General features: G+C 33.8%; 21 protein-coding genes. 8 read left to right on the top strand and 13 right to left on the bottom strand.

Features of this window, described 5'->3' with window-relative positions; translation table 11 throughout:
• Together IEV10_RS13500 and IEV10_RS13505 are read left to right on the top strand one after the other, a co-directional pair.
• On the top strand, positions 1-618 hold a 618-nt coding region (locus tag IEV10_RS13500; protein WP_188375267.1), incomplete at its 5' end, for a T9SS type A sorting domain-containing protein.
• Between the two features lie 184 nt (positions 619-802).
• Positions 803-6,964: a DUF8202 domain-containing protein gene (locus IEV10_RS13505; protein WP_188375268.1), complete on the top strand. Its 6,162-nt coding sequence runs from the start codon at positions 803-805 to the stop codon at positions 6,962-6,964.
• A 53-nt stretch (positions 6,965-7,017) separates the two neighbouring features.
• Here IEV10_RS13505 and hisS read toward each other — a convergent pair whose 3' ends face one another.
• Positions 7,018-8,400 (bottom strand): histidine--tRNA ligase, encoded by a 1,383-nt coding sequence (hisS, locus tag IEV10_RS13510; protein WP_188375269.1) that lies wholly within the window; start codon positions 8,398-8,400, stop codon positions 7,018-7,020.
• Between the two features lie 159 nt (positions 8,401-8,559).
• Here hisS and IEV10_RS13515 point away from each other — a divergent pair, with 159 nt between their 5' ends.
• Positions 8,560-9,804 (top strand): ABC transporter permease, encoded by a 1,245-nt coding sequence (locus IEV10_RS13515; protein ID WP_188375270.1) that lies wholly within the window; start codon positions 8,560-8,562, stop codon positions 9,802-9,804.
• Positions 9,805-9,853: 49 nt separating this feature from the next.
• Here IEV10_RS13515 and IEV10_RS13520 read toward each other — a convergent pair whose 3' ends face one another.
• The 5 genes from IEV10_RS13520 to rpsF all read right to left on the bottom strand — a co-directional run bounded on the left by IEV10_RS13520 (position 9,854) and on the right by rpsF (position 12,382).
• On the bottom strand, positions 9,854-10,333 hold the full coding sequence (locus IEV10_RS13520; protein WP_188375271.1) for a DUF6495 family protein: 480 nt from the start codon (positions 10,331-10,333) through the stop codon (positions 9,854-9,856).
• A 10-nt stretch (positions 10,334-10,343) separates the two neighbouring features.
• Positions 10,344-11,207 (bottom strand): glycerophosphodiester phosphodiesterase family protein, encoded by an 864-nt coding sequence (locus tag IEV10_RS13525; protein WP_188375272.1) that lies wholly within the window; start codon positions 11,205-11,207, stop codon positions 10,344-10,346.
• 74 nt (positions 11,208-11,281) lie between these two features.
• Positions 11,282-11,731: a 50S ribosomal protein L9 gene (gene rplI, locus IEV10_RS13530; RefSeq protein WP_188375273.1), complete on the bottom strand. Its 450-nt coding sequence runs from the start codon at positions 11,729-11,731 to the stop codon at positions 11,282-11,284.
• 13 nt (positions 11,732-11,744) lie between these two features.
• Entirely contained in the window at positions 11,745-12,044 is a 300-nt protein-coding gene (gene rpsR / locus IEV10_RS13535) for a 30S ribosomal protein S18 (protein ID WP_188375349.1), read from the bottom strand.
• Positions 12,044-12,382, bottom strand: a complete 339-nt coding sequence (rpsF, locus tag IEV10_RS13540) for a 30S ribosomal protein S6 (RefSeq protein WP_073087486.1) — start codon at positions 12,380-12,382, stop codon at positions 12,044-12,046. The genes rpsR and rpsF overlap by 1 nt, the downstream gene beginning before the upstream one ends.
• A gap of 199 nt (positions 12,383-12,581) precedes the next feature.
• Here rpsF and IEV10_RS13545 point away from each other — a divergent pair, with 199 nt between their 5' ends.
• The gene (locus IEV10_RS13545; RefSeq protein ID WP_188375274.1) at positions 12,582-13,277 is read left to right on the top strand and encodes a LytR/AlgR family response regulator transcription factor; all 696 of its coding nucleotides are present in this window, start codon (positions 12,582-12,584) and stop codon (positions 13,275-13,277) included.
• 7 nt (positions 13,278-13,284) lie between these two features.
• Here IEV10_RS13545 and priA read toward each other — a convergent pair whose 3' ends face one another.
• The 4 genes from priA to nadC are packed head-to-tail and all read right to left on the bottom strand — an operon-like array spanning position 13,285 to position 17,973.
• A complete protein-coding gene (gene priA, locus IEV10_RS13550) occupies positions 13,285-15,738 on the bottom strand; it encodes a replication restart helicase PriA (protein WP_188375275.1) in 2,454 nt (817 codons plus the stop codon).
• Positions 15,738-16,157, bottom strand: coding sequence for a DUF2147 domain-containing protein (locus IEV10_RS13555; protein WP_188375276.1), 420 nt, complete (start codon positions 16,155-16,157; stop codon positions 15,738-15,740). The genes priA and IEV10_RS13555 overlap by 1 nt, the downstream gene beginning before the upstream one ends.
• On the bottom strand, positions 16,157-17,098 hold the full coding sequence (locus IEV10_RS13560) for a YihY/virulence factor BrkB family protein (protein WP_188375277.1): 942 nt from the start codon (positions 17,096-17,098) through the stop codon (positions 16,157-16,159). The genes IEV10_RS13555 and IEV10_RS13560 overlap by 1 nt, the downstream gene beginning before the upstream one ends.
• A 17-nt stretch (positions 17,099-17,115) precedes the next feature.
• Positions 17,116-17,973: a carboxylating nicotinate-nucleotide diphosphorylase gene (nadC, locus tag IEV10_RS13565; RefSeq protein ID WP_188375278.1), complete on the bottom strand. Its 858-nt coding sequence runs from the start codon at positions 17,971-17,973 to the stop codon at positions 17,116-17,118.
• Positions 17,974-18,071: 98 nt separating this feature from the next.
• Between nadC and rlmH the strand changes: the two genes are divergently transcribed.
• Entirely contained in the window at positions 18,072-18,545 is a 474-nt protein-coding gene (gene rlmH / locus IEV10_RS13570; RefSeq protein WP_188375279.1) for a 23S rRNA (pseudouridine(1915)-N(3))-methyltransferase RlmH, read from the top strand.
• Between the two features lie 32 nt (positions 18,546-18,577).
• Here rlmH and IEV10_RS13575 read toward each other — a convergent pair whose 3' ends face one another.
• Both IEV10_RS13575 and IEV10_RS13580 read right to left on the bottom strand, forming a co-directional pair.
• On the bottom strand, positions 18,578-20,371 hold the full coding sequence (locus IEV10_RS13575) for a DUF885 domain-containing protein (protein ID WP_188375280.1): 1,794 nt from the start codon (positions 20,369-20,371) through the stop codon (positions 18,578-18,580).
• Positions 20,372-20,490: 119 nt separating this feature from the next.
• Entirely contained in the window at positions 20,491-20,790 is a 300-nt protein-coding gene (locus tag IEV10_RS13580) for an HPF/RaiA family ribosome-associated protein (protein ID WP_188375281.1), read from the bottom strand.
• A 164-nt stretch (positions 20,791-20,954) separates the two neighbouring features.
• Between IEV10_RS13580 and IEV10_RS13585 the strand changes: the two genes are divergently transcribed.
• Positions 20,955-21,329 (top strand): thiol-disulfide oxidoreductase DCC family protein, encoded by a 375-nt coding sequence (locus IEV10_RS13585; RefSeq protein ID WP_188375282.1) that lies wholly within the window; start codon positions 20,955-20,957, stop codon positions 21,327-21,329.
• A 105-nt stretch (positions 21,330-21,434) separates the two neighbouring features.
• Here IEV10_RS13585 and ytxJ read toward each other — a convergent pair whose 3' ends face one another.
• Positions 21,435-21,821, bottom strand: a complete 387-nt coding sequence (gene ytxJ, locus IEV10_RS13590) for a bacillithiol system redox-active protein YtxJ (RefSeq protein ID WP_188375283.1) — start codon at positions 21,819-21,821, stop codon at positions 21,435-21,437.
• Between the two features lie 157 nt (positions 21,822-21,978).
• Here ytxJ and clpB point away from each other — a divergent pair, with 157 nt between their 5' ends.
• Both clpB and IEV10_RS13600 read left to right on the top strand, forming a co-directional pair.
• Entirely contained in the window at positions 21,979-24,585 is a 2,607-nt protein-coding gene (gene clpB, locus IEV10_RS13595; protein WP_188375284.1) for an ATP-dependent chaperone ClpB, read from the top strand.
• 201 nt (positions 24,586-24,786) lie between these two features.
• Positions 24,787-25,656, top strand: coding sequence for a TraB/GumN family protein (locus IEV10_RS13600; protein WP_188375285.1), 870 nt, complete (start codon positions 24,787-24,789; stop codon positions 25,654-25,656).
• Positions 25,657-25,694 lie beyond the last annotated feature (38 nt).

A 25,694-nucleotide genomic window follows, 5' to 3' on the forward strand; every position in this document is an offset into this window, starting at 1 on the left:
ACATTCCCATTAGGAGATACTACCGTAACATGGACCGTAACTGATGCCGCTGGTAATACCGCTACAGATACACAAACTGTAACCGTGGAAGATAATACAAATCCTGTTTGTATTACTCAAGACATAACAATTCAACTAGATGGTACAGGTAATGCTACTATTACTGCTAACGATATTGATAATGGATCAAATGATAATTGTGGAGTAGCTTCTATATCAGTATCTCAAACTGCATTTACATCATCAGATATTGGAGATAATGTAATTACATTAACAGTTACGGATGTTAATGGCAATTCTTCAATGTGTAATGCTACTATAACTGTAGAAGATACGACACTAGATATTGATGATGATAAACTTGAAGTCTTTAGTATTTCGCCAAATCCATTTAGAGATAATATCGTTATTAAGGTTCCTACAAAATTATCTGGTGATACTTTTGATATTGTAATCTACGACTTAAATGGACGAAGAGTATTTAATGAAGTAAAAGGTGTAAATAATAATGAGATTAATCTTAATGGTCTCAGCCGATTGGAAATTGCGCCTTACATAATTAGAATTACTAACACATCTTCAAATAGTGTATTTAGCTCAAGATTAATCAAATACTAATCTAAAAATTATAAAAAAAGCGGTAAAACTTAAAGTTTTGTCGCTTTTTTATTAAAAATATATCACTGATAATCAAATACTTACAATAAATAATTGCATTTCATCGAATTTATTTGCATTTCATAGAGTTTGTCGGTATGTTTGTACCGTAATATAGTCCCAAACTATAAAATTTAACCGCTTTATGAAAACTTATTACGCTTACTCAGTAAAGACGTTTGTCTTTTTTTTACTATTCACTTTTTTGGCTGAAAGCTCTTTTAGTCAAGTAACTATTGCTTACCATGAGTTTGGTATCGATCAAGAAGGTTGGACTTTTCCTGGAACTTACTCAGGTAGAAATTTTAATGCCAATAGCTGTACAGCCTTTGGTGCATTATATACCTACTATGATTATGACTTGGACACAAGAGCTTCTGTTACTTCACCAGACTACAACTTAACATCTTATACAGATGTTGAGATTTCATTCTGTCATGTTAATAGTACTAATCAAGAAGATGGTGACGGATTTGATATACAGTATTATGATGGTTCGTCTTGGTCTACAATTGCAACCTTCAGAAGAGGTACAGATTTCTTTGGAGGTGGCGTCCAGACCCAATTATCAGCAACAATAAATTCTGGTAGTTATACTTTCGCATCAAACTCAGCATTTAGATTTATAGGACAAAACAATAGTACTAATGAATGGAATGTCTACGATGATATAAGTATAAAAACTTCTGGTACTTGCGCTCCAATAAATACATTTCCATACTCAGAAGGTTTTGAATCTGGATTAGGTGCTTGGACTCAAGATACAGGTGATAATAAAGATTGGTTAAGGAATACTGGAGGCACGACATCTGGTGGTACTGGACCAAGTGCCGCTAGCGAAGGTTCATGGTATATGTTTACTGAAGGTAGTTCTCCAAATTTTAATTCCGAATTTAATTTAATAAGTAACTGTATTGACTTAACCGGAAGTCATACATCTGCAACATTTTCTTTTTACTATCATATGTATGGTACAAATATGGGGACGTTAGATGTAGAAGTAAGTACTAATGGAGGTACAACTTGGTCTTCCCCTATATTAACACTATCAGGGGAACAACAAACTAGTAATGGAGAAGCATGGCGTCAAGGTACAGCAAGCTTAACCCCATATATTGGACAAACAATAAGGATTAGATTTAATGGTGTTACCGGTGGAGATTTTACCAGTGACATGGCCATTGATGACATATCCATAACAACAGTAAGCTCTGGACCAAATCTATCTGTTGTAGATAGTGGTAGTAATATTATAAGTGACGGCGGAGGTAATAGTCCCTCTTTAACAAATAGTACTGACTTTGGTAATATACTTATTACAAACTCTTCAGCTGAAACGTATACTTTACAAAATACAGGTACATCAAATCTTAATATTACATCTATTGTAAGTGATAATGCCACTGATTTTGCTGTTTCTGGAATTACGCTTCCAGCCACAATAACTGCTGGCTCTAGCACTACATTTACTGTTACTTACACGGCAAATAATGCTGGAGCTTCTTCTGCTGTAATTACAATTAACAGCAATAGTAATGCTCCAGGAAATATATATGATTTTAATACTCAAGGTTTTGGTGTAACACCATTCTGTAGTTCAACTACTGTGACCTTACCGTATTCTGAAAGTTTTGAAACTGGATTAAATGGTTGGTCTTCTGGAGGTTCTGATGCCCTTTTAGCGAATAACGCTGCTAGATCTTATGATAACGATTATAGTTTAAACATACGCTCAAACTCTGGAAATGGATCTTCATTTTGTTCACCAATAATGAATTTAAGTAGTTATGATAAAGTTGATTTTGAGTTTTTCTTTACAGCAATCAATTTTGAACAAGATGAATTATTTCATGTAGACTATAGCTCTGACGATGGTGCATCATGGACTACTGTTAGAACATTCGAAGCTGGAGATGTGGAAGGAGCTTCACCTGTAAGAGGCGACTTCGACATCAACGATACTGTTATTTTTTATAGCAAAACAGTAACAATATTGGCTACAGATTATACTATGGGTACAAATTCAAGATTTAGAATTAGGTCAGAAGCATCAGATACTACTGATTTAGTTTACATCGATGATGTCAATATTACTGGAATGAACTATTCAACACCAACTTTAGGACCAGGAGGAATTACTGGTAATCTGGAGTTATGGTTAAAAGCTGATCAATTAGACGGTTCTAATGTTGGAACAGATGGAAGCTTAGTAAGTAGTTGGATAGATAATGGTAGAGGTCATGACGCCAAAACTGAAGGGCCAGGATTAGAACCAATTTACAGAAACAGTGCTGCAAGAAATATAAATTTTAATCCAGTAATAGATTTTGAAAACGATCATACTACAGCTGGTTCAGATATGACTTATATTGATACAAGAGATAAAGTATTACATAGTACATCTGGCTTCAACAGTAATGATATATTTATAGTGGCAATACCTGACCCAGCTGTATCATCTGCAATACTACCATTAGATACTTTTACATCTACAGATCCTACTGGAGACACTTTTTCAGAGGACGTTACAGGATTTGGTTATGGTAATTATTCTCAAAGGTTTACAGGAGAACAGTTTGGATATGCTATTGGTACAAGTAACTCAGCAGGTAATGGATATGGTAGAGGCACAACAAATGCTGATATAAACTTTAATCAAGTTCATATAATTAATACTCGACATAATGCAACTGATACTGATATAGAAGTATATATGAATGCCAATCAAGTTGGTGATGTTACATCAGATATAAGTGATTTTGCACCTGTAAATAACACACGTTATTGGTTAGGTAGAAGTCAATATTTTCAAGGAAGTTTTGATGGTCGTATAGCTGAAGTTATAACTTATAATGCCAGAAAAAATGATGCAAATGCTACGCAAGAACGTAATAGAATCCAATCCTATTTAGCTATAAAGTATGGTATTACTTTACAACCAACTATTACAGCTGGTGTTATCGAAGAAGGTAACTTGGATTATGTAGATAGTGATGGTTCAGTCATATGGGATGTATCAGCAAATTCTGGATATAACTTTGATATCGCTGGTATTGGTAGAGATGATGTATCAGTATTAGACCAGAGACAATCTAGTAGTGTTAACTCCATTGTTGATGGTACTGGTGAAACTAGAGGTATCGTAACCATGGGATTAACAAGTATTGAAACCACTAATTCGGGAAATAAAACAGTAAACTCAACATCATCATTTACAGATAAGAACTTCATAGTATGGGGAAATAATAATGCTAGCCTAGATGCTGCCCCATCTACTGTTGCTGTTGATATGAGTGATAATATAACTGGCTTGAATACCAATGTTCAATTCATTGGTATGCAACGTATATGGAAAGTTGTGGAAACTGGTGATGTATCAAGAGTTCAAATATCAATTCCTGAAAATGCTGTAAGAAATATTACACCTCCAGGAAATTACTTAATGTTTATTTCAGAAACAGGAGTATTTACACCTACAGCTCAATATAGAGTAATGTCTTCAGATGGTAGTGGTAATTTATTAGCTGAATACGATTTTCCAGCAAACTCTGAAAGATTTATAACGTTTGGATATGCTCCAGAAATCATAGTAGAAAGATCAATTAATTTTGATGCTAGTGCTCAAAACTATATAGATGTTGAAGATAATTTAGACTTAGATGAAGATTCTGATGATACAGTTGCACCAGGCGCAAGTGTATTCACCATATCTACATGGATTAAAAGAGAATCTGGTTCAACTAATACGTCTATTGTCTCAAAAAGAGATGTTGCCTATACTGAAGGTTATGATTTAAAAATCAACTCTTTAAATAGAGTAGAAATGAACTGGATTAATGGTTCTACAAGAACGATACAGTCTAGTGTAGCAATTCCTGAGAATGAATGGCATCATATTGCTGTGACCCATGATGGTACAACTGCAAGATTATATATAGATGGTGTTTTAGAAACTACTGAGACTTTACCTCTTCCTTTAGATACAAACAGATCATTCTTAATAGGTGCTGCTGGTAGAGATGGTAGTGCAACAGCATATTTTGATGGTAATATTGACGAAGTTAGAGTTTGGAATGCCGCTCTAACTGAAAGCCAATTAAGATTTTTAATGAATCAAGAATTGGAAGACAATGCAGGTACAATTGGTAAATACTTTGATGACAATAGTATATTACCATCAAAGAATGATGCTTCTGGTTTAGATTTTACAAACCTTAGAGCTTATTTCCCAATGTCTAGGTATACATATACCAACACTAATGATGATTCAGGAAATGACTTAATAGGTTACTTAAGACAGTTAAGAACAGTAGATTTTCAAACTGCACCACTTCCGTATATTTCAACTCAAAATGGAAATTGGACAGATGCTACAACTTGGACAAATGGCTCTATGCAAACCATTCCAGGTGCACGTGCATTAGCAGATAATGAAATGTATGTAGACTGGAATATTGTAGAGACAAATCATAACATAACTATAGATAATACATCTTTAGTAGATGACACTGTAGTAAATGCACCTGACCCAGATGGAAATGATAATGAAGGTAATAGAACAGTACTTGCACATGTTTTAAGTAGTGGAACTGTTACTGTTGATGGTGATAACGTAGCAAAAACAGGTTTTGGTTACACTGTAACACATTATCTAGAAATGAATGGCAAATTAGATCTCGAAGGTGAGTCGCAATTAATACAAACCACAGATAGTGATTTAATTTTAGGTCCTTCTGGTGAACTTGAAAAAGATCAGCAAGGTGTAACAAATACTTATCATTACAACTATTGGTCTGCTCCTGTAGGAGAAACTAGTATAGACCCTACTAATACTGTAAATGAGCATAGATATTCTTACTCAGTAACAGATATCATGCTAGATAATGGCACTGCTGTTAATTTCTCTAATGCAGGTTATAATGGCGCACCTGGTTCGCCTGTTACTATTGCTGATTATTGGATTTGGAAGTTTGCCAATAATACAGATGGTGATTACTCACAATGGGAACATGTAAGACGTACTGGAGCAATAGAGCCTGGTGAAGGGTTTACTATGAAAGGCCCAGGAACTACTGGAACTGAACAGAATTATACATTCTTAGGAAAACCTAATAATGCAGATATTAATCTTACAATTAATCAGTACAATGATTATTTAGTAGGTAACCCGTATGCCTCAGCTATTGATGCTAGACAATTTATTATTGACAACGGCCCTACCCTATATTATGAAGATGGCGTTACTCCAGAAGCAGATGCTACAACTAGTGGTACGCTATATTTCTGGGAACATTGGGGTGGTTCTGACCATATATTAGCTAATTATCAAGGTGGTTATGCTACATATAATTTAGCAGGTAGCTTAGCTGCGCCATTTAGCTTAACTGGAACTTCAGACCCTGACGTATCATCCACAGGCTCTGGCACTAAAGCTCCTGGTAGATACATCCCTGTTGGACAAGGTTTCTTCGTAGTAGCCGCTAATGGTGGAAACATAAATTTCAATAACGGACAACGTATATTTAAAAAAGAATCTATAGCAAATGGAGTGACTTTTAGGTCTAATAACCAAGAAGCTGAAACTTCTTCAAATGAAATTACCGATGAAATTGATACAAGACATAAGGTTAAGCTTGGTTTTGATTCTGTTAGTGGACAACACAGACAGTTATTATTAACTATTGATGAAAACACAACACCTGGTGTCGATTGGGGATATGATGCCAAAACATATGAATTTAAAAATGATGATATGTTCTGGGCTATCGAGAATGACTTTTACGTAATACAATCCTCAGATTTAACAAGTGAAAATAATAGTTTTCCACTTATAGTTTACACTTCTGAAGATGGTAATAACACTATTAAAATTGATGAGTTAATCAATTTTGAAGAAGAACAATACATTTATGTTCATGATAAAGAATTGAGCTTTTATCACGACCTAAGACAAGGTGATTACGAAATTTTCTTGAGTGCAGGTTACTATGACACTCGTTTTGAAATTGTATTTAGCGAGAGGAACATGAACCAAAGTTTAGGTACAGATGATGACATCTTAAATAATGAAAAATTAGATGTACGTTATGCAAACTCAATAGACAAAGTCATACTCATTAATCCTCATGCGTTAGACGTAAAAGACATTCAGATATTTAATCTTTTAGGACAACATGTTGTTGCGATAGAAGACATTAAAACTGGAAACATGACAGAATACAATGTTGGGAACTTAAGTTCTGGAGCTTATATCATTAAATTAAATACTGTAAGCGGTTCGGTATCTAAAAAAGTATTGGTAGATTAATCCATAAAAAAACTTAAACTCAACTAAAAACGTCTCCATAATGGAGGCGTTTTTTATTTTAATTTAGAGATTAAATCGTCAAGATTAATCGTTTCTTGCTCTCCTGAAGTCATATTCTTTAGAGCAAAACGATTAGATTTCAACTCCTCTTCGCCAACTAAAACAACAAAAGGGATATCACGCTTATTAGCATAATTCATTTGCTTCTTCATTTGTTTACCAGATGTAACCCAATCTGGATATAACTCAGCATTGATACCTTTACTTCTCAAAGTAGAAACCGCTTTTAGCGATTCCATAGCTTCTGCCTCTCCAAAATTGATAAATAAAACTTTTGTATTCTCTTTTACTGAATCTGGAAATAAACTCAATTCCTCAAGAACTAAATAAATACGGTCCAAACCAAAACTAATGCCAACACCACTAATATCTTTAAGTCCAAATATACCTGTTAAATCATCATAACGGCCACCACCACCAATCGAACCCATATTTACACCTTCTGGTGCAGAAACTTCGAAAATTGCACCTGTATAATAGTTTAGCCCACGAGCTAAGGTGACATCGAGTTGAAGCCCTGCCGTTTTTAGTTGCAGTGTAGCAATTGCGGTATTAATAAACTCTAACTCTTCTATGCCTTTTAATCCAATTTCTGAAGACTCAAGAATAGATTTTAGACTTTCAATCTGTGAGCCAAAATTGCCAGAAAGACCAAACAAAGGCTGTAGTTTATCTATGCCGGCTTGAGAAATACCTTTAGCCAGCATTTCTTCTTTTACCTTCTCCTCACCTATTTTGTCTAGCTTATCTAATGCAACAGTAAAATCAATCAATTTGTCTTGTGCACCAATAACCTCAGCAATACCAGATAAAATTTTACGATTATTAATTTTTATAGTGACGCCTTTGAGATTAAGTGCTGTAAATACAGCATCGTAAAGTTGAATAAATTCTACTTCCTGAAATAAAGACCGACTTCCTACAACATCGGCATCGCATTGATAAAACTCTCTAAAACGGCCTTTCTGTGGACGGTCTGCACGCCATACAGGCTGTACCTGGTAACGTTTAAACGGGAACTCTATCTCATTTTGGTGTTGTACAACATAACGTGCAAAAGGTACGGTTAGGTCATAGCGCAACGCTTTTTCAGAGATTTTTGGCGTAAGTTTTGATTCTAAACGCTCTTGATAATCAGCATCAGAGATTTTTTTGAGATATTCCCCAGAATTCAAAATCTTAAAAATCAAGCGATCACCTTCCTCTCCATATTTACCTATTAAGGTATCAGAGTTTTCGAAACTCGGAGTTTCTATTGGCTGAAAGCCATATACCTTAAATTGCTGCTTTATAGTTTCAGTAATATAACTACGTTTTGCAACAGTTTCAGAATTAAAATCTCTAGTGCCTTTTGGTATGCTTGGTTTTTGTGCCATAGTAATTTCCCACGAAGGTGGAAATTCTTTTTGTTAGTCTCAATTTGTCACAAAAATATTATAAATTTTAGAGGCAAACCCAAGTAATTTTAAATTTGTAGTAACTTTATTGGCATTAAGTAGTCTTATAGCAAACCGACTCTAACTTTAGGCTTAAAAATGAAAGTTTCTCTTTTTAAAGAAAATATAAAAATTGCACTTGGTTCTATCAAAGGGCAATTACTAAGAACTATACTCACAGTTGTAATTATTGGAATAGGTATTATGGCACTTGTAGGTATTCTGAGTGGTGTTTCTGCTTTAGAAAATACCATTTCTAGTGACTTCTCCTCTATGGGTGCAAACACGTTTAATATTCAACGCTACGAGTTTAACACGCAACGTCAAAGTAGTCGTGAACGCCAGAAAATAAATCCAGTAATTACTTATAGAAATGTAAAAGACTTTCAGGATAGTTATGATTTTCCGTTTACAAAAACATCAGTATCGTTCATAGGTACTAGAGCTGCCGAAATAAAAACCGAGGTTAAAAAAACGGACCCAGAAGTTAGAGTTCTCGGGGCAAATGAACACTTTTTAGAAAACTCTGGTTTAGAGATTGAGGATGGTCGTGGTTTTAATGTTTTTGATATTACAAACAACAATGCGGTATGCGTTATTGGTAGTGATTTGGTAAAAGCCTTATTTAAAGACGTGAATCCTGTTGGGCAAACAATTAGCGTTAGAGGTTCGAAATTTAAAGTTATTGGGCATTTAAAAGAGAAAGGCGCCACATTTGGTAATAATCAAGATTTAAGGGTTATTCTTCCGATACAAAAAGCCCGTTCTATTTTTACCAATCCTTTTATTAATTATAGCCTTAGTGTAAAAGTCGATAAAAAAGACATGTTAGAAGGTGCCCAAGATGATGCCATACTTACGTTTAGAAATGTTAGAGGATTAAACCCTGTTGAAAAAAACGATTTTGGTTTAGAGCGCAGCGAAGATTTAATAAACAGAATTAGTAATATTTCTAGTTACCTGTATTGGGCCGCTTGGATTATTAGCATAGTAACCATCTTTGGCTCTACTATTGCCTTAATGAACATTATGTTGGTATCTGTTAGCGAACGTACTCGTGAGATTGGCGTAAGAAAAGCATTAGGTGCTAAACGTAAAACTATTGCCACCCAATTTTTTATTGAGACTGTTGTTATTGGGCAATTAGGTGCGCTATTGGGAATTATACTTGGTATCTTTATAGGATGGCTTCTTGCATCGGTATTTGACCTTAAATTCTCCACACCATGGTTTGCCATGTTTTGGGGTGTCACCATTGCCTTTATTGTAGCAGTTGTCTCTGGTGTATATCCTGCAACAAAAGCTGCTAAACTAGACCCTATAGAGTCGTTGAGATACGAGTAATAAAAATGACTAATGTCTAATGTCTAATGTCTAATGTCTAATGTCTAAACTAAGACTTTTGTCCTATTAGCTTTTCAAAATACTGAAACAATTCGCCTTTAGTAATGTTAGCACCTTGCTGAATGATTTTAAAGATATCCATATATTTATCATCAGAATAGTCCTTTTTAGCATTAAAAAACTCAATACTATCTGATAATAGATTGTCTCTTAACCATTGAAACCCTTCTTTTGTTGTAAAGTCTATGGCTGGATTTTTAATCTTAAGCGCAATAAGATGCATATCCTTTTCTCGACATTTAAACAGGTGTATTTGCTGTGGTGAAATGTGTTCTAGATATTCAACCTTACTTAATACACCAAACCAAACCAAGTCACTAAATACATCTAATTCCTGCTCAGCTGCTTCAGGCTTGTTTTCTTTTATGTCTTTCCACTCATCTGCAGTAATAGACTGTGTTGCTAAAAAGTTAATAAACTCTTGGTGGAGTTCTTCAAACTGTTCTTTTGTAAGCCTAGAATATTTCATTGTAATAATCTTATTTCTTTAGTTCTTTGGCAACTGCAAAAGGTCTGTCGGTAGCTAACATATCTATACCAAGATTTAACCAATCGCTGTATAATTTATCGCCTCTAGCTTCTGCCCTTTTATCTAAGTTACCAAGTGTTCCCAACATGCATAGAATATCATTATCATGCAATTTTTCGAACAATGATTTATCAGATAACCGCGTACCTGTAAAAGCAATCATATTTTTTGTAGGTATACCAGAAGTTAAAAGAGCCTCAACCTCTCTATCATTTCTTCCAGAAACTGATAACATCATATCTGGTGCAAGCGCAAAAGCACTTTTGGCTTGTTTTAAGTCATAGGTTATAATAATACAAACATCTTCTGCTTTAGCATCTTTTATGGCTTTAATGACTTCACTTTGAGGTACACTTCTTTTTATATCTACACTAAGTACTACATTGTTTTGCTTGCTCCATTCTAAAACATCTTCAAATAATGGTATTCTGAATTTTGTGACATTTCCAAAATCATCAACGAGATTGTATTCCTTGAGCTGACTATATGTTTGGTTCATAACCAAACCTGTTCCATTAGTAGTTCTATCAATAGAATTGTCATGCATTAAGACCAATTTTCCATCTTTAGTTTTAGCGACATCAATCTCATAAATGGCATCCATATTAGCATTTACATACTGAATTGTTTCTAAACAATTTTCTGGATAATTCTTTATGGATTTCCCACCACGATGCACACTAATTTTTGGCGCTTTATTGTTAGTGTAACGGAATGTTTCTAACAATACCGAATCTGTTGATGCGACGCTTTTATTTTCAGTCTTACAACCCAATAATAGAACCAAGAACACTAAAGTGTATATATACCTCATAGACGTTTTATTTTGTGTGAATAAAAAAACCGCTTAGGATTAACTAAACGGTTTTAAAATTTTAAAAAAAGAGATTATGCTTCTGCAACTACCTCAAAAGGTAAGTCAACAATCACTTCTCTATGCAATCTTATCACTGCATTATATTTTCCTATACGCTTAACGTTACCTCCAATAACATTGATATATTTCTTTTCAATGTCATGACCTTGTTTTTGTAAAGCGTCTGCTACATCAATATTGTTTACTGAGCCAAATAATTTGTCTCCAGCTCCAACTTTAGATGTAATTTTAATTTCCAAATTGCTTAATGCGTCAGAAATTGCCTTAGCATCATCAATTAATTTTTGCTCTTTATAAGCACGTTGCTTTAAGTTCTCTGCTAAAACTTTCTTTGCAGATACTGTAGCTAAAATTGCTTGTCCTTGAGGAATTAAAAAGTTTCTACCATAACCGTTCTTAACTGTTACAATATCGTCTTTAAATCCTAAATTCTCAACGTCTTGTTTTAATATAAGTTCCATTGTTATGATAAATTTATTTTAATAAATCAGCTACATATGGCATTAATGCCAAGTGTCTTGCTCTTTTTACCGCTACAGAAACTTTTCTTTGGTACTTTAAAGATGTTCCTGTTAAACGTCTTGGTAATAATTTTCCTTGCTCGTTTACAAACTTTAATAAGAAATCTGGATCTTTGTAATCTACATACTTAATACCAGATTTTTTGAAACGACAATACTTCTTAGTTTTAGAAGTCTCTATATTTAATGGCGTAAGATATCTAATCTCACCATCCTTTTTTCCTTTTGCTTGTTGATCTATAGATGCCATAATTACGCTTTTTGTTTGTTTCTTTCTCTTCTTCTCTCAGCCCAAGCCACAGCGTGCTTGTCTAATTTTACAGTTAAGTAACGCATAAAACGCTCATCACGTCTAAACTCTAACTCTAAAGGCTCAATAGCTTCACCAGCTACAGTGTACTCAAATAAGTGATAAAAACCACTCTTTTTGTTTTGGATTGGGTAGGCCAACTTTTTTAAGCCCCAATCTTCTTTGGCTATCATCTTAGCTCCTTTAGAAACAAGAAAATCTTCGTATTTCTTTACTGTTTCCTTTATCTGGTCATCAGATAAAACGGGATTTAAGATGAAAACAGTTTCATAATGATTCATAATTAAATTGTTTTGTTTATTGTTAAAACGGGTGCAAAAATACACATTATTTAAAAGTGTACCAATTATTTATAGCTAATTTTTAAGTGTGCATTTTATCGAACAATTTGACTAAATTTTACACTTTGTCGATGTTTTTTGGTATTTGTCCGAATTTTTTGTACTATTGTCGAAGCTTAACCTAAAAATGAAGAATGTTATGACTTTAAACTGTGTGGTTGTTGATGACTCTGCAATTCAGCGATTATCTATCGTAAAACTTATAGAAAATCACGAGTCCCTTAATCTCGTTGCTGAATATAGCAGTGCATTAGAAACTAAAAATGGATTAAACACTAAAAAAGTAGATTTAATCTTCCTAGATATTGAAATGCCTGTTCTTAATGGTTTTGAATTACTAGACGTACTTAATAATAAGCCCCAAATTATTTTTGTTACTGGTAAGACGGAGTATGCCTTTAAAGCGTTTAACTATGACGCTACGGATTACTTACAGAAGCCTATTACTAAAGAACGTTTCAATACAGCTGTTGAAAAAGCAATAGAGCAACATAAACTAAAATTAGACTTTAACGAGACTGAAGGTGAACACATCTTTGTTAAGAGTAATCTTAAAAAACGTAAAGTTTATATCAGAGATATTAAGTGGATTGAAGCACTTGGTGATTACGTAAAGGTAGTTACTGAAGAAAATAGCTTAGTCGTGTTATCAACTATGAAAGCTTTTGAAAAAGAATTACCAGAAGGTAAATTCTTAAGAATCCATAAATCTTATATCGTAAATCTTGATAAGATAGACCGCTTTAATAGTAAAAATGTTGAAGTTGGTGCTTACGAAATTCCCCTGAGTAGAAATAAAAAGACGCAACTTGTTGATGCGTTAAATAACATGTAAATACTATTTAGTAGTTATCTACATTAATGACTACTCTCACAGACCTAAAGTCTTTTATACTCAAGAAGCTATTATGTATTTTACTGATAGCTTCTTTTGTTTTTGATAAAGATTGCTTTTGAGGAATTTTTATCAGAATATTTTTAAGGTATTGGTTTCTAATCCTTGATACCGGTGGAAACTCTGGTCCTAAAACATTAGTCTTAAATAGTTGGTTTAAGGATTTTGCATACCAATCAGCTGCTAAGTTTACACGGTTATAGTCCTTGTGTTTTAATGTAATTTTTATTAATCTATAAATCGGCGGATATTTATAATTATGCCTATCATCCAATTGCTCTTTATACATCTCAGTATAAGAATTAGTAGAGACTTGCTGTAAAATATTATGATGTGGATTATACGTTTGGATTAAAACTTTGCCTCTCAAATCTGTTCTTCCTGATCTTCCAGAAACTTGTACCATCAGTTGATAACTGCGTTCATGAGCTCTAAAATCTGGAAAGTTGAGTAAATTATCTGCATTAAGTATACCTACCAATTTTACATATCTAAAGTCTAAACCTTTGGTTAACATCTGAGTGCCAACCAAAATATCTATTTCACGTTGCTCAAATCTAGTAATGAGACGTTCAAAACCATATTTACCTCGGGTAGTGTCCAAATCCATTCGGGCAACACGTTTATCCGGAAATAAGACCTTTACTTCTTCTTCTATCTGTTCTGTCCCAAAACCTTTTGTGTCTAGCGTAATATTTCCACACGCTTGACAATTCTTAAGCATTGCAGAGTTGTAGCCACAATAGTGACATCGCAATTGGTCTCTATATTGATGATAGGTTAAACTCACATCGCAATTAGGACATTGAGGTGAATGTCCACAAGTTGTACACTCTACTATTGGCGAAAAACCTCTCCTATTTTGAAATAATATGATCTGAAAGCCTCCATCTAAAGCTTCAGTCATTTCTTCAATTAACCGGTCACTAAAATGACCTTTCATACGCTTACGTTTATACTTATCGGCCAAATCGACCAATTCTATATCTGGCATTAAAACATTATTGTAACGTTTTGTAAGCTCTACTAAACCGTATTTACCATCAGAAGCATTATAATAGCTCTCTATGCTTGGCGTAGCAGTACCCAATAAGGTTTTAGCATGAAATAAATTTGCTAAAACTATGGCAGCGTCTCTAGCATGATATCTTGGCGCTGGATCAAATTGCTTGTAAGATTGTTCGTGTTCTTCGTCCACAATGATTAATCCCAAGTCTTTAAATGGTAATAACAATGCTGACCTCGCTCCTATTATAATTTGTGCTTTTTCAGAATCATTAAGAATATTGTTCCAAGCTTCAACACGCTCATTACCTGAATAGCGTGAGTGAAATACGGTTACCTTTTCACCAAAATAATCTTGTAATCGAGATACTAATTGTGTCGTTAGTGCTATTTCTGGTAATAGATATAATATTTGTTTTTGCTGTTTTAATTGCGCTTCAATGAGTTTTATATAAATCTCCGTTTTACCAGAAGATGTCACACCATGCAATAGCACAACCGATTTTTTTTCAAAAGATGAATTAATGGCATCTAAGGCGTTTTGTTGATGCACATTGAGTGATTTTTCATGAGCTTCAGCTTCGCCATCAAAAGTTACTCTATCTGTTTGGATATGGTACTCTTCAAGTATATTTTTATCAATTAAAGCTTTAATAATTCCCGAAGTTGCGCCACTTTGTGCTGCTAGCTCAGAAACTTTTATAGGTTGATTAGAAATCGCTTCCATTTGAAACAAGCTTAAAACAACTTCTCGTTGTTTTTTTGCTCGACTTAACAATTCTAATAAGTCTTGAAGCTTTTCTTCAGTTTTATGATTTGGATGCAATCTTACATAGCGTACTAATTTCGGCGTGTACTTTTGATAAATCTCTTCTTGCAACTCTACCACCCCTTTTTCAACCAGCGTGTTAATTATAGGTAAGACTCTCTTTTTGTCGAGTATGGCAACAACATCCTGAATCTTCAATGATGACTGATGCAATAATGCTTCATAGATTAAAAACTCATCATCCTTTAATTCATAGTCTTTGACTTCAATATTTTCAACCTTAGATATTATAGTTTCACTCTCAAGAATAAAAGCATTTGGCATTGCTGCTCGCATTACCTCTCCCAAACTACACATGTAATACCTAGAAATCCATTGCCAATGTTCTAATTGTGTATGGGTAACTAATGGTTTATCATCTAATATTTGATGAATGGTTTTTGCATCGTAAGCTGTTGGTGGGCTATTATGAATGTTGTAAACCAATGCCGTATAAATCTTACTTTTCCCAAAAGGCACAGCAACGCGCATTCCAGGTTTAAGAAAATCAGCTTCAGCCTCAGTAATATGATACGTAAACGCTTTTTGAAGAGGAATAGGCAATATAACATCGACAAAATTTGCCATTAGTTAACGCGTTTCCAGTATTGTGTTTTATAAAAAAACGCGACATAACCTCTAACCTGTAATAGATTGTTATTCTCTTCAAGTTTGAGCTGGCATTTATAGACTTTACCATTAGAAGGGTTAAGGATTGTACCACTTTCATAGACATCATCACTCAATTCCATATCTTTAATGATGGTCATACCCAAAACGGGCTTGTCTTTATTTTCACCCTTACAAACGTCGCATAAAGGATTGGACTGTTTTGGATTGATTAACTCAACGATATCTCCAAAATACTTCCCATCTTTCATATAAATATTGACTATAGATTTTTCTTCTCCTGTTTCGTCATCAATAGTTTTCCATTTACCAAGAATACTTTGCGAATGCAAGTTTGATATAAAACAAAATAATATAAGCCATAAAATATGTTTCATCATTTACTATTTAATTTATGAAGTCCTCTTAATGTAGCATTAAGCTCATATCCCAACAATAAAATATTGGAATTTAACCACAAATAAAGCAACAAGATTAATAATGCACCTATAGAACCATAAAGTTCATTGTATTTTGAGAAATTGTCAATATAAATTCCAAATAAGTACGATGTTAAAATAATAAGCAGTGTGGTTAATAAGGCTCCAATAGAGAAAAACCGTGTTTGTCTGCCTTCTTTTGTTCCAAAGTAATATAACGTGGCCGTGGCTATATATACCATAACAATAAAGAACATATACTTGGCAAATAGTATCCAAGCAACTCCAGTTTTTGATAATGCTTCACCACTAAAGCTCTCATAAATAGGACCTAGTACATAAATTTGAAAATACCCAAAAACAGCAACTGTAAATAACACTAAAAATGCTAATATCAATGCAATACCTAAAGCATATAAATACTGCTGAAATATGTTACGTGTTAATTGCTCATGATACGAGTTTTCAAAACCCGAAAACACTGCATTTACACCATTAGCCATTAAAAACATAGACAATAAAAACACTGAAGATAGAAGTCCAGCTTGTTTATTACCTTCTAGGTTTTCAAAAATATTTGACACAAAAAAATCTGAAGTTTGAGGTGGTAAAAAAGACTCTAAAAAATCTAAAAATTCGGTTTGAAAGCCTTCAATAGGAATATTAGGTATCAAAATAATAACAAACAGTAAAAACGGAAAGATTGCTGTAAAAAAGCTAAACGCAATCGCACTAGCCCGGGTTGTCAATGTTCCTTTTACAATTCCCAAACCATACAATTCCAATAAATCATAAAGTGATAAACCTTCAAAACCAGGAAGTTTAATCTTTAGGCAAACACCTACCAAAACATTAATTCCTGGGATTTTTTTAAGTTTATCTTCTATTGATTTAGGCATAAATAGTTATTGATTTTTTAAACAGCCTTAAGACTTAAGTCCATATTGTAAACCGAATGTGTTAAGGCACCAGACGAAATATAATCGACACCACAGTCTGCATAATGTCTAACTGTTTTCTCATTGATACCTCCAGAAGATTCCGTAAGACATTTATCGCCTATTAAGGCAACAGCTTTGCGAGTATCTTCATAATTAAAATTATCTATGAGGATTCTATAAACACCGCCACAGTCTAAAATCTCTTGTATTTCTTGAAGATTTCTGGCTTCAACAATAATCTTTAAATCTCTATTGGTCTCTTTTAAATAAGCCTTAGTTTTATTTATCGCTTTTGCAACACCTCCAGAAAAATCGATATGATTATCCTTAAGCATAATCATATCATACAATGCAAATCTATGATTAGTACCGCCACCAATTTTCACAGCCCACTTCTCTAGCGCTCTAATACCTGGTGTTGTTTTCCGTGTATCTAAAATTTGAGTATCTGTACCTTCTAATAAGTCCACAAATACTTTGGTCTTTGTAGCAATCGCACTCATACGCTGCATAGCGTTAAGCACAAGTCTCTCTGCCTTTAAAATAGATTGAGAAGCACCTTCTACATAAAAAGCGATATCGCCATATTTAACCTTAGAACCATCCTCAATTAGGGTGTCGACTTTCATATTTTCATCAACATAAGCAAATACTTGTTTAGCGAATTCTATGCCAGCAATAATGCCTTCATCTTTAACCAAAAGTTTCGCTTTTCCCTTTGCTGAATCTGGGATACAAGCTAAAGAACTGTGGTCACCATCGCCGACATCTTCTCGAATAGCATTTGCAATTATGAGTTCTATTTCTTTATCGAATTGTTCTTTTGAAATCATTAGTCATCTTATTTAACGTAAAAATAGCAAATACATTTACCATATGCGATTTTAGAATTACGAATTGAATGAGAAAAAATGAAATTGTAAATTTGAGCATGCAAATAAAACTTATCGCCATTGGCAAAACAGATAATAAACAGCTTTTAGCATTAATCGAAGACTACCAGAAACGCTTGGGTTTTTATATTAAATTTAATCTAGAAATTATTCCTGATATAAAAAACGTAAAACACTTATCTGAGACGCAACAAAAAGAAAAAGAAGGCGAGCTTATTTTAGCAAAAACATTAAAATCTGATGTTCTTATTCTATTAGATGAAAATGGCAAACAAATGAATTCTATAGCCTTTAGTAACTACTTACAAAAACATCTTAATTCTGGAATTAAGCAACTCATTTTTGTAATTGGCGGCCCTTATGGATTCTCTGATGCCATTTACAAACGAGCAAATGGTAAACTAGGACTTTCACAAATGACATTCTCTCACCAAATGGTGCGCTTATTTTTTATTGAGCAATTGTACAGAGGTTTTACCATATTAAAAAATGAGCCTTATCATCACAGATAAAACTCATTCTAAAAGTAGTATGACTTAATGTCTTATTTGCTTGCTTCAATCCATGCATCAATCTTATCTTCTAATAATTGCAGTGGAATACAACCCGTTTCTAACACTTGATTGTGATATTCTTTAATATCAAATTTATCACCTAGAGTTTTAGATGCGCGTTCTCTCAATTCAATCAATTTCAACTGTCCAATTTTGTATGATAAGGCTTGTCCAGGATTGGCCATATAACGTTCAATTTCACTAATAATAGCACGCTCAGATTCGGCTTCATTTTCTAAAGAATATTGTATGGCCTTTTCTCTTGACCAACCTTTAGCGTGTAGCCCTGTATCCACCACAAGTCTAATAGCACGGTGTATTTCTGAACTTAACATGCCAAAATACTGATATGGATCTTTGTATAACCCAAGTTCTTTACCCATAGATTCTGTATAAAGTGCCCAGCCTTCTCCATAAGCACTATACCACAATGTTTTTCTGAATGTTGGTAGCTCTGCATTTTCTTGCTGCAAGGCAATCTGAAAATGATGACCTGGTATAGCCTCGTGCAAAAACAAGTCTTCTTTATCAAAAATATTGTACGTTTCTACATAAGGAATCGGTGTGTAAAAAATCCCTGGTCGAGTTCCATCTAAAGATCCTGGGCTGTAATTTGCAGCAGCTGATTTCTCTCTAAATGGTTCTGTACGTCTCACCTCAAAAGCAGTAACTGGTTGTTTACCAAATAATTTGTTTATCTGAGGCTTCATAACATTATGAATACTATCATAAAACGCAATGACCTGAGAACGTTCTGTAAATGGCATCAATTCTTTTTTAGTTCTTACATGTTCAAAAAAAGCATTTAAATCACCATCAAAACCAACTTCTTTTTTTACAGCTTCCATTTCTGAACGAATACGTGCCACTTCTCTTAATCCAAGATTATGGATTTCGTCTGCAGTCATAGTCGTTGTTGTGTAAAGCTTTATTTGGTGATTGTAATAATCGTCTCCTAATGGCGTAGCGTTAATTCCACTCGAAGTTCTTCCTTTTGGTAAATAATCAATAGTTAAAAAATCGACCATTTTTTGATGTGCTGGCATAATTTTATCTGCAATCATCACTTTATAATCTGCAGTGATTTGCTTACGGTCTTCATCAGAAAAATCTTCAGGAAAATTCTTTATTGGTGAATAATATAAATGGTCTTCAACATTTCCTTTTGCTAAAGTTTCAAACTGTGGAATCACTTTTTTAATCAAAGACTGTGGTAACACATAATCTTCTGCCATTCCTTTTTTCATATTATCAATTGTAGCATTTAACCATACCAAATAGTTATCTACACGCGTTGTCCAATCTTTATAATCTTGAACAGTTTTAAAAGGTTGTGCATTACTTGCCGAAGCTAACTGGTTGAAATCTAAATTTTTAGACCACATTTGATCCACTGGCATGAGGTCTTTTTTAAACTGCATGGCCTCAAGATTAATATCTATATCCCAGTTTAGCACATTATGACTCATCTTCTCAGTTGCGTTTAAAGTAGAAATATCAATTTTTGAAAGTTGACTTTTAAACGACTCATAATACGCTCTCTTTTTTGCTTTGTAATCAGCAGATAAAAAATTAGGAAATTCGGTATTGTAACTCATGTCGCCAGCATTAGTTGCTACCATTGGGTCTAGCGCATAACCTTGTTTACTGTAATCTTCTAAAAGAGCAGCGAATTCTGTATTAGGTATATTTTCTTCAGGTTTATTTGAAGTTGTTGCGCTATCGTTTTTACAAGATGAGAAACCAACAACTAAAAGACTTAAAATAAATAAGCGACGTATCATGAAATTTTAATTTTTATTTGAAGTAAAGATATGTATTAATTGAGCGAATTTTAAAATCCATATTAAAAACAAAAAGCCTGCAATAGAATTACAGGCTTTAGATTATTTAAGTTTGAGAATTAATATATTTTATAAATTTCTTTTCGTTTTTCTAGCTGACGTCTTAAATCATTTATGGTAGCACTTACTGCCAGCTCGTATTCTCTTTCATTAGACTTTGCAAAAATCCGTGGTCCTGGTAAACTCAATTCTATGTTACAAATTTTTCCGGCTTGGTGATCCTTATCATCATGCTTAAAATAGACTTGAGCCGATATTAAAAACTCAAATTTATTATTTAATTTCTCCAATTTTTCTTTTGTGAATTGCGAAAGTGTTTCACTTACATCTGTGTTTACATACTGAAAATTTACCGTCATAATCATTCTATTTTTGGGGTTAAACTGATATCTCTAAGATACGATTTTAAACAGGAATACTAACTAACATTTATCATAAAAAAGATTTAAAAAATGTATTAGAATTGAAAGTTAATTAACGCCATTACGTCTACAGTTTTGTTAACCAGTTAATTAATAGCATAATGGAAAAAGATATTATAATTTTTGATGGCGAATGTAACCTTTGTAACGGCGTTATAGGCTGGCTATTAAAATTTGCACCAGAAGATTTGTTTCAATTTGTTGCCTTTCAATCGGCTTACGGACAAGATCTACTTAGAGAATATGGATTTCCGACAGAGCAATTAGAAACTGTTATTTTAATCGACAGCAATGGCGTAAAAACGCACTCTGATGGTTTCTTAAGAATTATATCTAAAATCCCTAAATGGAAACGTGTTGCTGCATTATTAGCATTTATACCAAGGATGATTAGAGATTTTATTTATAAGACCGCATCAAAAAATCGTGTGAAGTGGTTTGGTACTGCAAATAGCTGTACGATAGATTTTAGATAAAGATTATAAAGTTTCGCTTATCGTTACGGTAAGCTTAGTTTTAATTGAATTTATCAACTAATACATGAAGCTAGCGTTTTACAAGCTTATAATCAGTAAACTAAACTAGACAAACTTTGCCAATTCCAACTCATTAATAGCGCCGTGTGAAGCATGCGCAACAGCAACGCCATTGCGTATAATTAATAACTGTGGCGATTGATGTAATACCTGAAACTTATAACCTGTTTCATTAGAGACATCGCGGTAGTTTAATAAATCCAAGTAATATAAATCGGCATTGATATCTATAGCATACATAGACACAAATTGGTTCATCACCATACGACTAATACCACAGCGCGTAGAATGCTTAAATACCAATTGTGTTTTAGATTGAGAACGCTTTTCAATTTCCGCTAATTGATTAACCGAAGTCAAGGCTTGCCAAGGCAAAATTTTCTCTTCTTTAGGCTCTGATGAAGAATTAAATAATTTATTAAATAGTCCCATAGTATTTCCTCTTTTTTAATTAAGTCGAAAAAATAATTTCGACTTACACTCAGACAAAAAGTCATTAAAAATGCAGTGTTTACGGACATTTTGTCGTCTTTGCTGCGTTGGTAAGATAATTGAAATATGGCTAACAGAAAAAGAAACATTTAAGATTATGAACTTTAATAACTATACAATTAAATCACAAGAAGCCATACAACAAGCGCAGCAAATTGCGCAGAGTTATGGGCATCAACAAATAGAAAATGAGCATATCTTTAAAGGTATTCTTAATGTTGATGAGAATGTATTGCCGTTTATACTCAAAAAACTGAATGTAAATGTCAATTTACTAGAACAAATACTAGACGCAACTTTAGACAGTTTTTCTAAAGTTTCAGGAGCTGACATTATGCTATCTCGTGAAGCTGGTAAAGTCCTAAACGAGGCATCAATCATCGCAAAAAAGATGAATGATGATTTTGTGTCTATTGAACATTTATTGCTTGCCATATTCAAATCTAAAAGTAAAATTGCACAGGTATTAAAAGACCAGGGCGTTACTGAGAAAGCTCTCAAAGCTGCTATCGAAGAGTTACGCAAAGGCGATAGAGTTACATCTCAAAGTCAAGAAGACACCTATAATTCGTTAAATAAATATGCAAAAAACCTCAACCAATTAGCACAAGATGGAAAATTAGACCCTGTTATTGGACGTGATGAAGAGATTCGTAGAATACTTCAAATTTTATCTCGTCGTACTAAAAACAATCCTATTTTAGTTGGCGAACCAGGAACAGGTAAAACTGCTATTGCTGAAGGTTTAGCGCACAGAATTATTGATGGAGATATCCCAGAAAATTTAAAAGATAAGCAAATTTTTGCCTTAGATATGGGTGCGTTAATAGCAGGTGCAAAATTTAAAGGGGAATTTGAAGAGCGTCTTAAGGCTGTTATCAAAGAAGTCACTACTAGTGAAGGAGACATCGTTTTATTTATAGACGAAATACACACACTTGTTGGTGCTGGTGGTGGACAAGGCGCCATGGATGCAGCAAACATTCTTAAACCTGCCTTAGCGCGAGGCGAATTGAGAGCCATTGGCGCTACGACTCTTGACGAATACCAAAAGTATTTTGAGCAAGACAAAGCTTTAGAGCGACGTTTTCAAAAAGTAGCAGTTTATGAGCCTGATACAGAAAGTGCCATTTCTATACTACGTGGTATTAAAGAAAAATATGAAACGCATCATAAAGTACGCATTAAAGATGAAGCCATTATTGGTGCTGTAGAATTATCAAATAGATACATTACTAATCGTTTTTTACCAGACAAAGCCATTGATTTAATGGACGAGTCAGCTTCTAAATTGCGCATGGAAATCAACTCTAAACCCGAAGAGTTGGATGTTCTGGATAGAAAAATCATGCAATTAGAAATTGAACATGAAGCGATAAAGCGAGAAAAGGACGAAACTAAACTGAAATCTCTTAAAGCTGAATTAGCAAATCTTAAAGAAGAACGCAACGAATTAAATGCCAAATGGAAGAATGAAAAAGAGGTCGTTGAAAACGTTCAGAATATAAAACAAGATATCGAAAACTATAAGCTAGAAGCTGAGCGTGCCGAGCGTGATGGTGATTATGGCAAAGTAGCAGAAATCCGTTACGGAAAAATAAAAGACGCTACTGAGTCTTTAGAAAAATTTCAAAAGCAATTGGCTGAACAACAAGAAACCGCTTTGATTAAAGAAGAAGTGACGTATGAAGATATTGCAGATGTCGTTGCCAAGTGGACTGGCATTCCTGTAACCAAAATGATTCAGAGCGAACGTGAAAAGCTGCTAAAACTTGAGGATGAACTACACAAACGTGTTGTTGGACAAGAAGAAGCTATAATTGCTGTAAGTGATGCCGTGAGACGTTCTCGAGCAGGATTACAAAACCCACAAAAACCCATAGGGACATTTCTATTTTTAGGAACAACTGGCGTAGGTAAAACAGAATTAGCAAAAGCATTAGCCGAATATTTATTCGATGATGAAAATGCATTGACACGCATAGACATGAGTGAATATCAAGAACGTCATGCCGTAAGTCGTTTGGTTGGTGCACCTCCAGGTTATGTGGGTTATGATGAAGGTGGGCAATTAACAGAAGCTGTACGTAGAAAGCCTTATTCTGTAGTCTTATTAGATGAAATTGAAAAAGCGCATCCGGATACATTCAATATTTTATTGCAAGTATTAGATGAAGGCAGATTGACAGATAATAAAGGACGTGTTGCAGATTTTAAAAACACAATTATTATCATGACTTCTAATATGGGAAGTCATATTATACAAGAGCGTTTTCAAGCAACTAAGGATATCCCTTCAGCAATGGAAACAGCAAAAGTTGATATCCTAGGCTTATTAAAACAAACGGTAAGACCAGAATTTTTAAATCGTATAGACGATACTATTATGTTTACGCCATTATCAAAAGATAATATTAAAGACATTGTAGATTTACAATTAAAATCAGTTACCAAAATGATTGCGCAACAAGGTATAACCTTTGACGCTACTGATGAGGCAAAAGCATATTTAGCAGATATAGGTTATAATCCAGAATATGGCGCAAGGCCAGTAAAACGAGTCATTCAGAAAGAAGTCTTAAATCAGTTAAGCAAAGAAATACTCGCAGGAAAGGTAACAACAAGTAGCATTATTCTACTTGACGAGTTTGATAGTCAACTGGTTTTTAGAAACCAAGGCGATTTAGTTATCGAAGAATTTTAACTATTTCTGTAACAAATGAGCCGCTAAACAGTCTATATAATGATTGGTTGGTCTGCTTAGCGGCAGACAATTTAAGGCAGCGCAAAAATACGTTTGAGACGTCCAAACTAAAGTAGCGCTGCCTTTTTATTTTTTCAAAATTTTGAAAAACTTGTAACAAGATTACAATTACCACTACTTATCTTCAAAACAAATTCAACTATGAAAAAAATTAAAACTTTATGTTCTGCAATATTAGTTGCTATCATCTCAATATTCACAGGTAATGCGCAGGAGTTAGAAAATTCTACACTCTGGAAAATTACAGGAAATGGTCTAGAGCAGCCTTCTTATCTTTTTGGTACCATACACATCACTTGTGATGCAACATTAGATGATGATGTTAAAAAAGCATTGGATGAAACCACACAAGTGGTTTTAGAGTTAGATATGGATTCTGGCGATATGCAAACAAAAATGATGCAGAACATGTATATGAAAGATGGACAAACATTAAAAGATTTAGTTTCTGAAGAAGATTATAAAGCCATTGACCAGATGTTTAAAAAACATATGGGTATGTCAGTAGAGATGATGCAAAACATGAAACCTTTCTTCTTAACTGCTGCATTATATCCAAATCTTATTGATTGCCCAATGCAGTCCTTTGAAGAAGAATTATTAAAAGTTGCAAAAAAGCAAGGTGAAGACATAAAAGGACTAGAAACTATAGAAGACCAATTAAATGTTTTTGATAAAATACCATATAAAGAGCAGGCAAAAGATTTAGTCCGCTCTGCAAAAGATGATTTAGCTTATGACAAAGCCACTTTTTCTAAGATGATGGATACCTATAAAAAAGAAGACATTACGGAGATGATTGATATGATGAATGACGAGAATTATTCTTCTATTGCTGAATATCAAGATATTCTTTTGGATAACAGAAATAAAAACTGGATTCCAAAAATAGGTGAATTTGCAAAAGAACAGCCAACTTTTTTTGGTGTTGGAGCTGGACATCTAGCAGGTAAAAATGGAGTTATCAAATTATTACGAAAAGAAGGATACACCGTTGAAGCTGTTAAATAAACTGTATAATTTTATGTCAGAATAAAAAAAATATACCA

This window comes from Winogradskyella haliclonae, assembly GCF_014635865.1.
GTDB classification, from domain to species: domain Bacteria; phylum Bacteroidota; class Bacteroidia; order Flavobacteriales; family Flavobacteriaceae; genus Winogradskyella; species Winogradskyella haliclonae.

Coding starts and splice junctions, on each gene's coding strand:
- IEV10_RS13505 (WP_188375268.1), top strand. CDS start 803: ATGAAAACTTATTACGCTTACTCAGTAAAGACGTTTGTCTTTTTTTTA.
- hisS (WP_188375269.1), bottom strand. CDS start 8,400: ATGGCACAAAAACCAAGCATACCAAAAGGCACTAGAGATTTTAATTCT.
- IEV10_RS13515 (WP_188375270.1), top strand. CDS start 8,560: ATGAAAGTTTCTCTTTTTAAAGAAAATATAAAAATTGCACTTGGTTCT.
- IEV10_RS13520 (WP_188375271.1), bottom strand. CDS start 10,333: ATGAAATATTCTAGGCTTACAAAAGAACAGTTTGAAGAACTCCACCAA.
- IEV10_RS13525 (WP_188375272.1), bottom strand. CDS start 11,207: ATGAGGTATATATACACTTTAGTGTTCTTGGTTCTATTATTGGGTTGT.
- rplI (WP_188375273.1), bottom strand. CDS start 11,731: ATGGAACTTATATTAAAACAAGACGTTGAGAATTTAGGATTTAAAGAC.
- rpsF (WP_073087486.1), bottom strand. CDS start 12,382: ATGAATCATTATGAAACTGTTTTCATCTTAAATCCCGTTTTATCTGAT.
- IEV10_RS13545 (WP_188375274.1), top strand. CDS start 12,582: ATGACTTTAAACTGTGTGGTTGTTGATGACTCTGCAATTCAGCGATTA.
- priA (WP_188375275.1), bottom strand. CDS start 15,738: ATGGCAAATTTTGTCGATGTTATATTGCCTATTCCTCTTCAAAAAGCG.
- IEV10_RS13555 (WP_188375276.1), bottom strand. CDS start 16,157: ATGAAACATATTTTATGGCTTATATTATTTTGTTTTATATCAAACTTG.
- IEV10_RS13560 (WP_188375277.1), bottom strand. CDS start 17,098: ATGCCTAAATCAATAGAAGATAAACTTAAAAAAATCCCAGGAATTAAT.
- nadC (WP_188375278.1), bottom strand. CDS start 17,973: ATGATTTCAAAAGAACAATTCGATAAAGAAATAGAACTCATAATTGCA.
- rlmH (WP_188375279.1), top strand. CDS start 18,072: ATGCAAATAAAACTTATCGCCATTGGCAAAACAGATAATAAACAGCTT.
- IEV10_RS13575 (WP_188375280.1), bottom strand. CDS start 20,371: ATGATACGTCGCTTATTTATTTTAAGTCTTTTAGTTGTTGGTTTCTCA.
- IEV10_RS13580 (WP_188375281.1), bottom strand. CDS start 20,790: ATGACGGTAAATTTTCAGTATGTAAACACAGATGTAAGTGAAACACTT.
- IEV10_RS13585 (WP_188375282.1), top strand. CDS start 20,955: ATGGAAAAAGATATTATAATTTTTGATGGCGAATGTAACCTTTGTAAC.
- ytxJ (WP_188375283.1), bottom strand. CDS start 21,821: ATGGGACTATTTAATAAATTATTTAATTCTTCATCAGAGCCTAAAGAA.
- clpB (WP_188375284.1), top strand. CDS start 21,979: ATGAACTTTAATAACTATACAATTAAATCACAAGAAGCCATACAACAA.
- IEV10_RS13600 (WP_188375285.1), top strand. CDS start 24,787: ATGAAAAAAATTAAAACTTTATGTTCTGCAATATTAGTTGCTATCATC.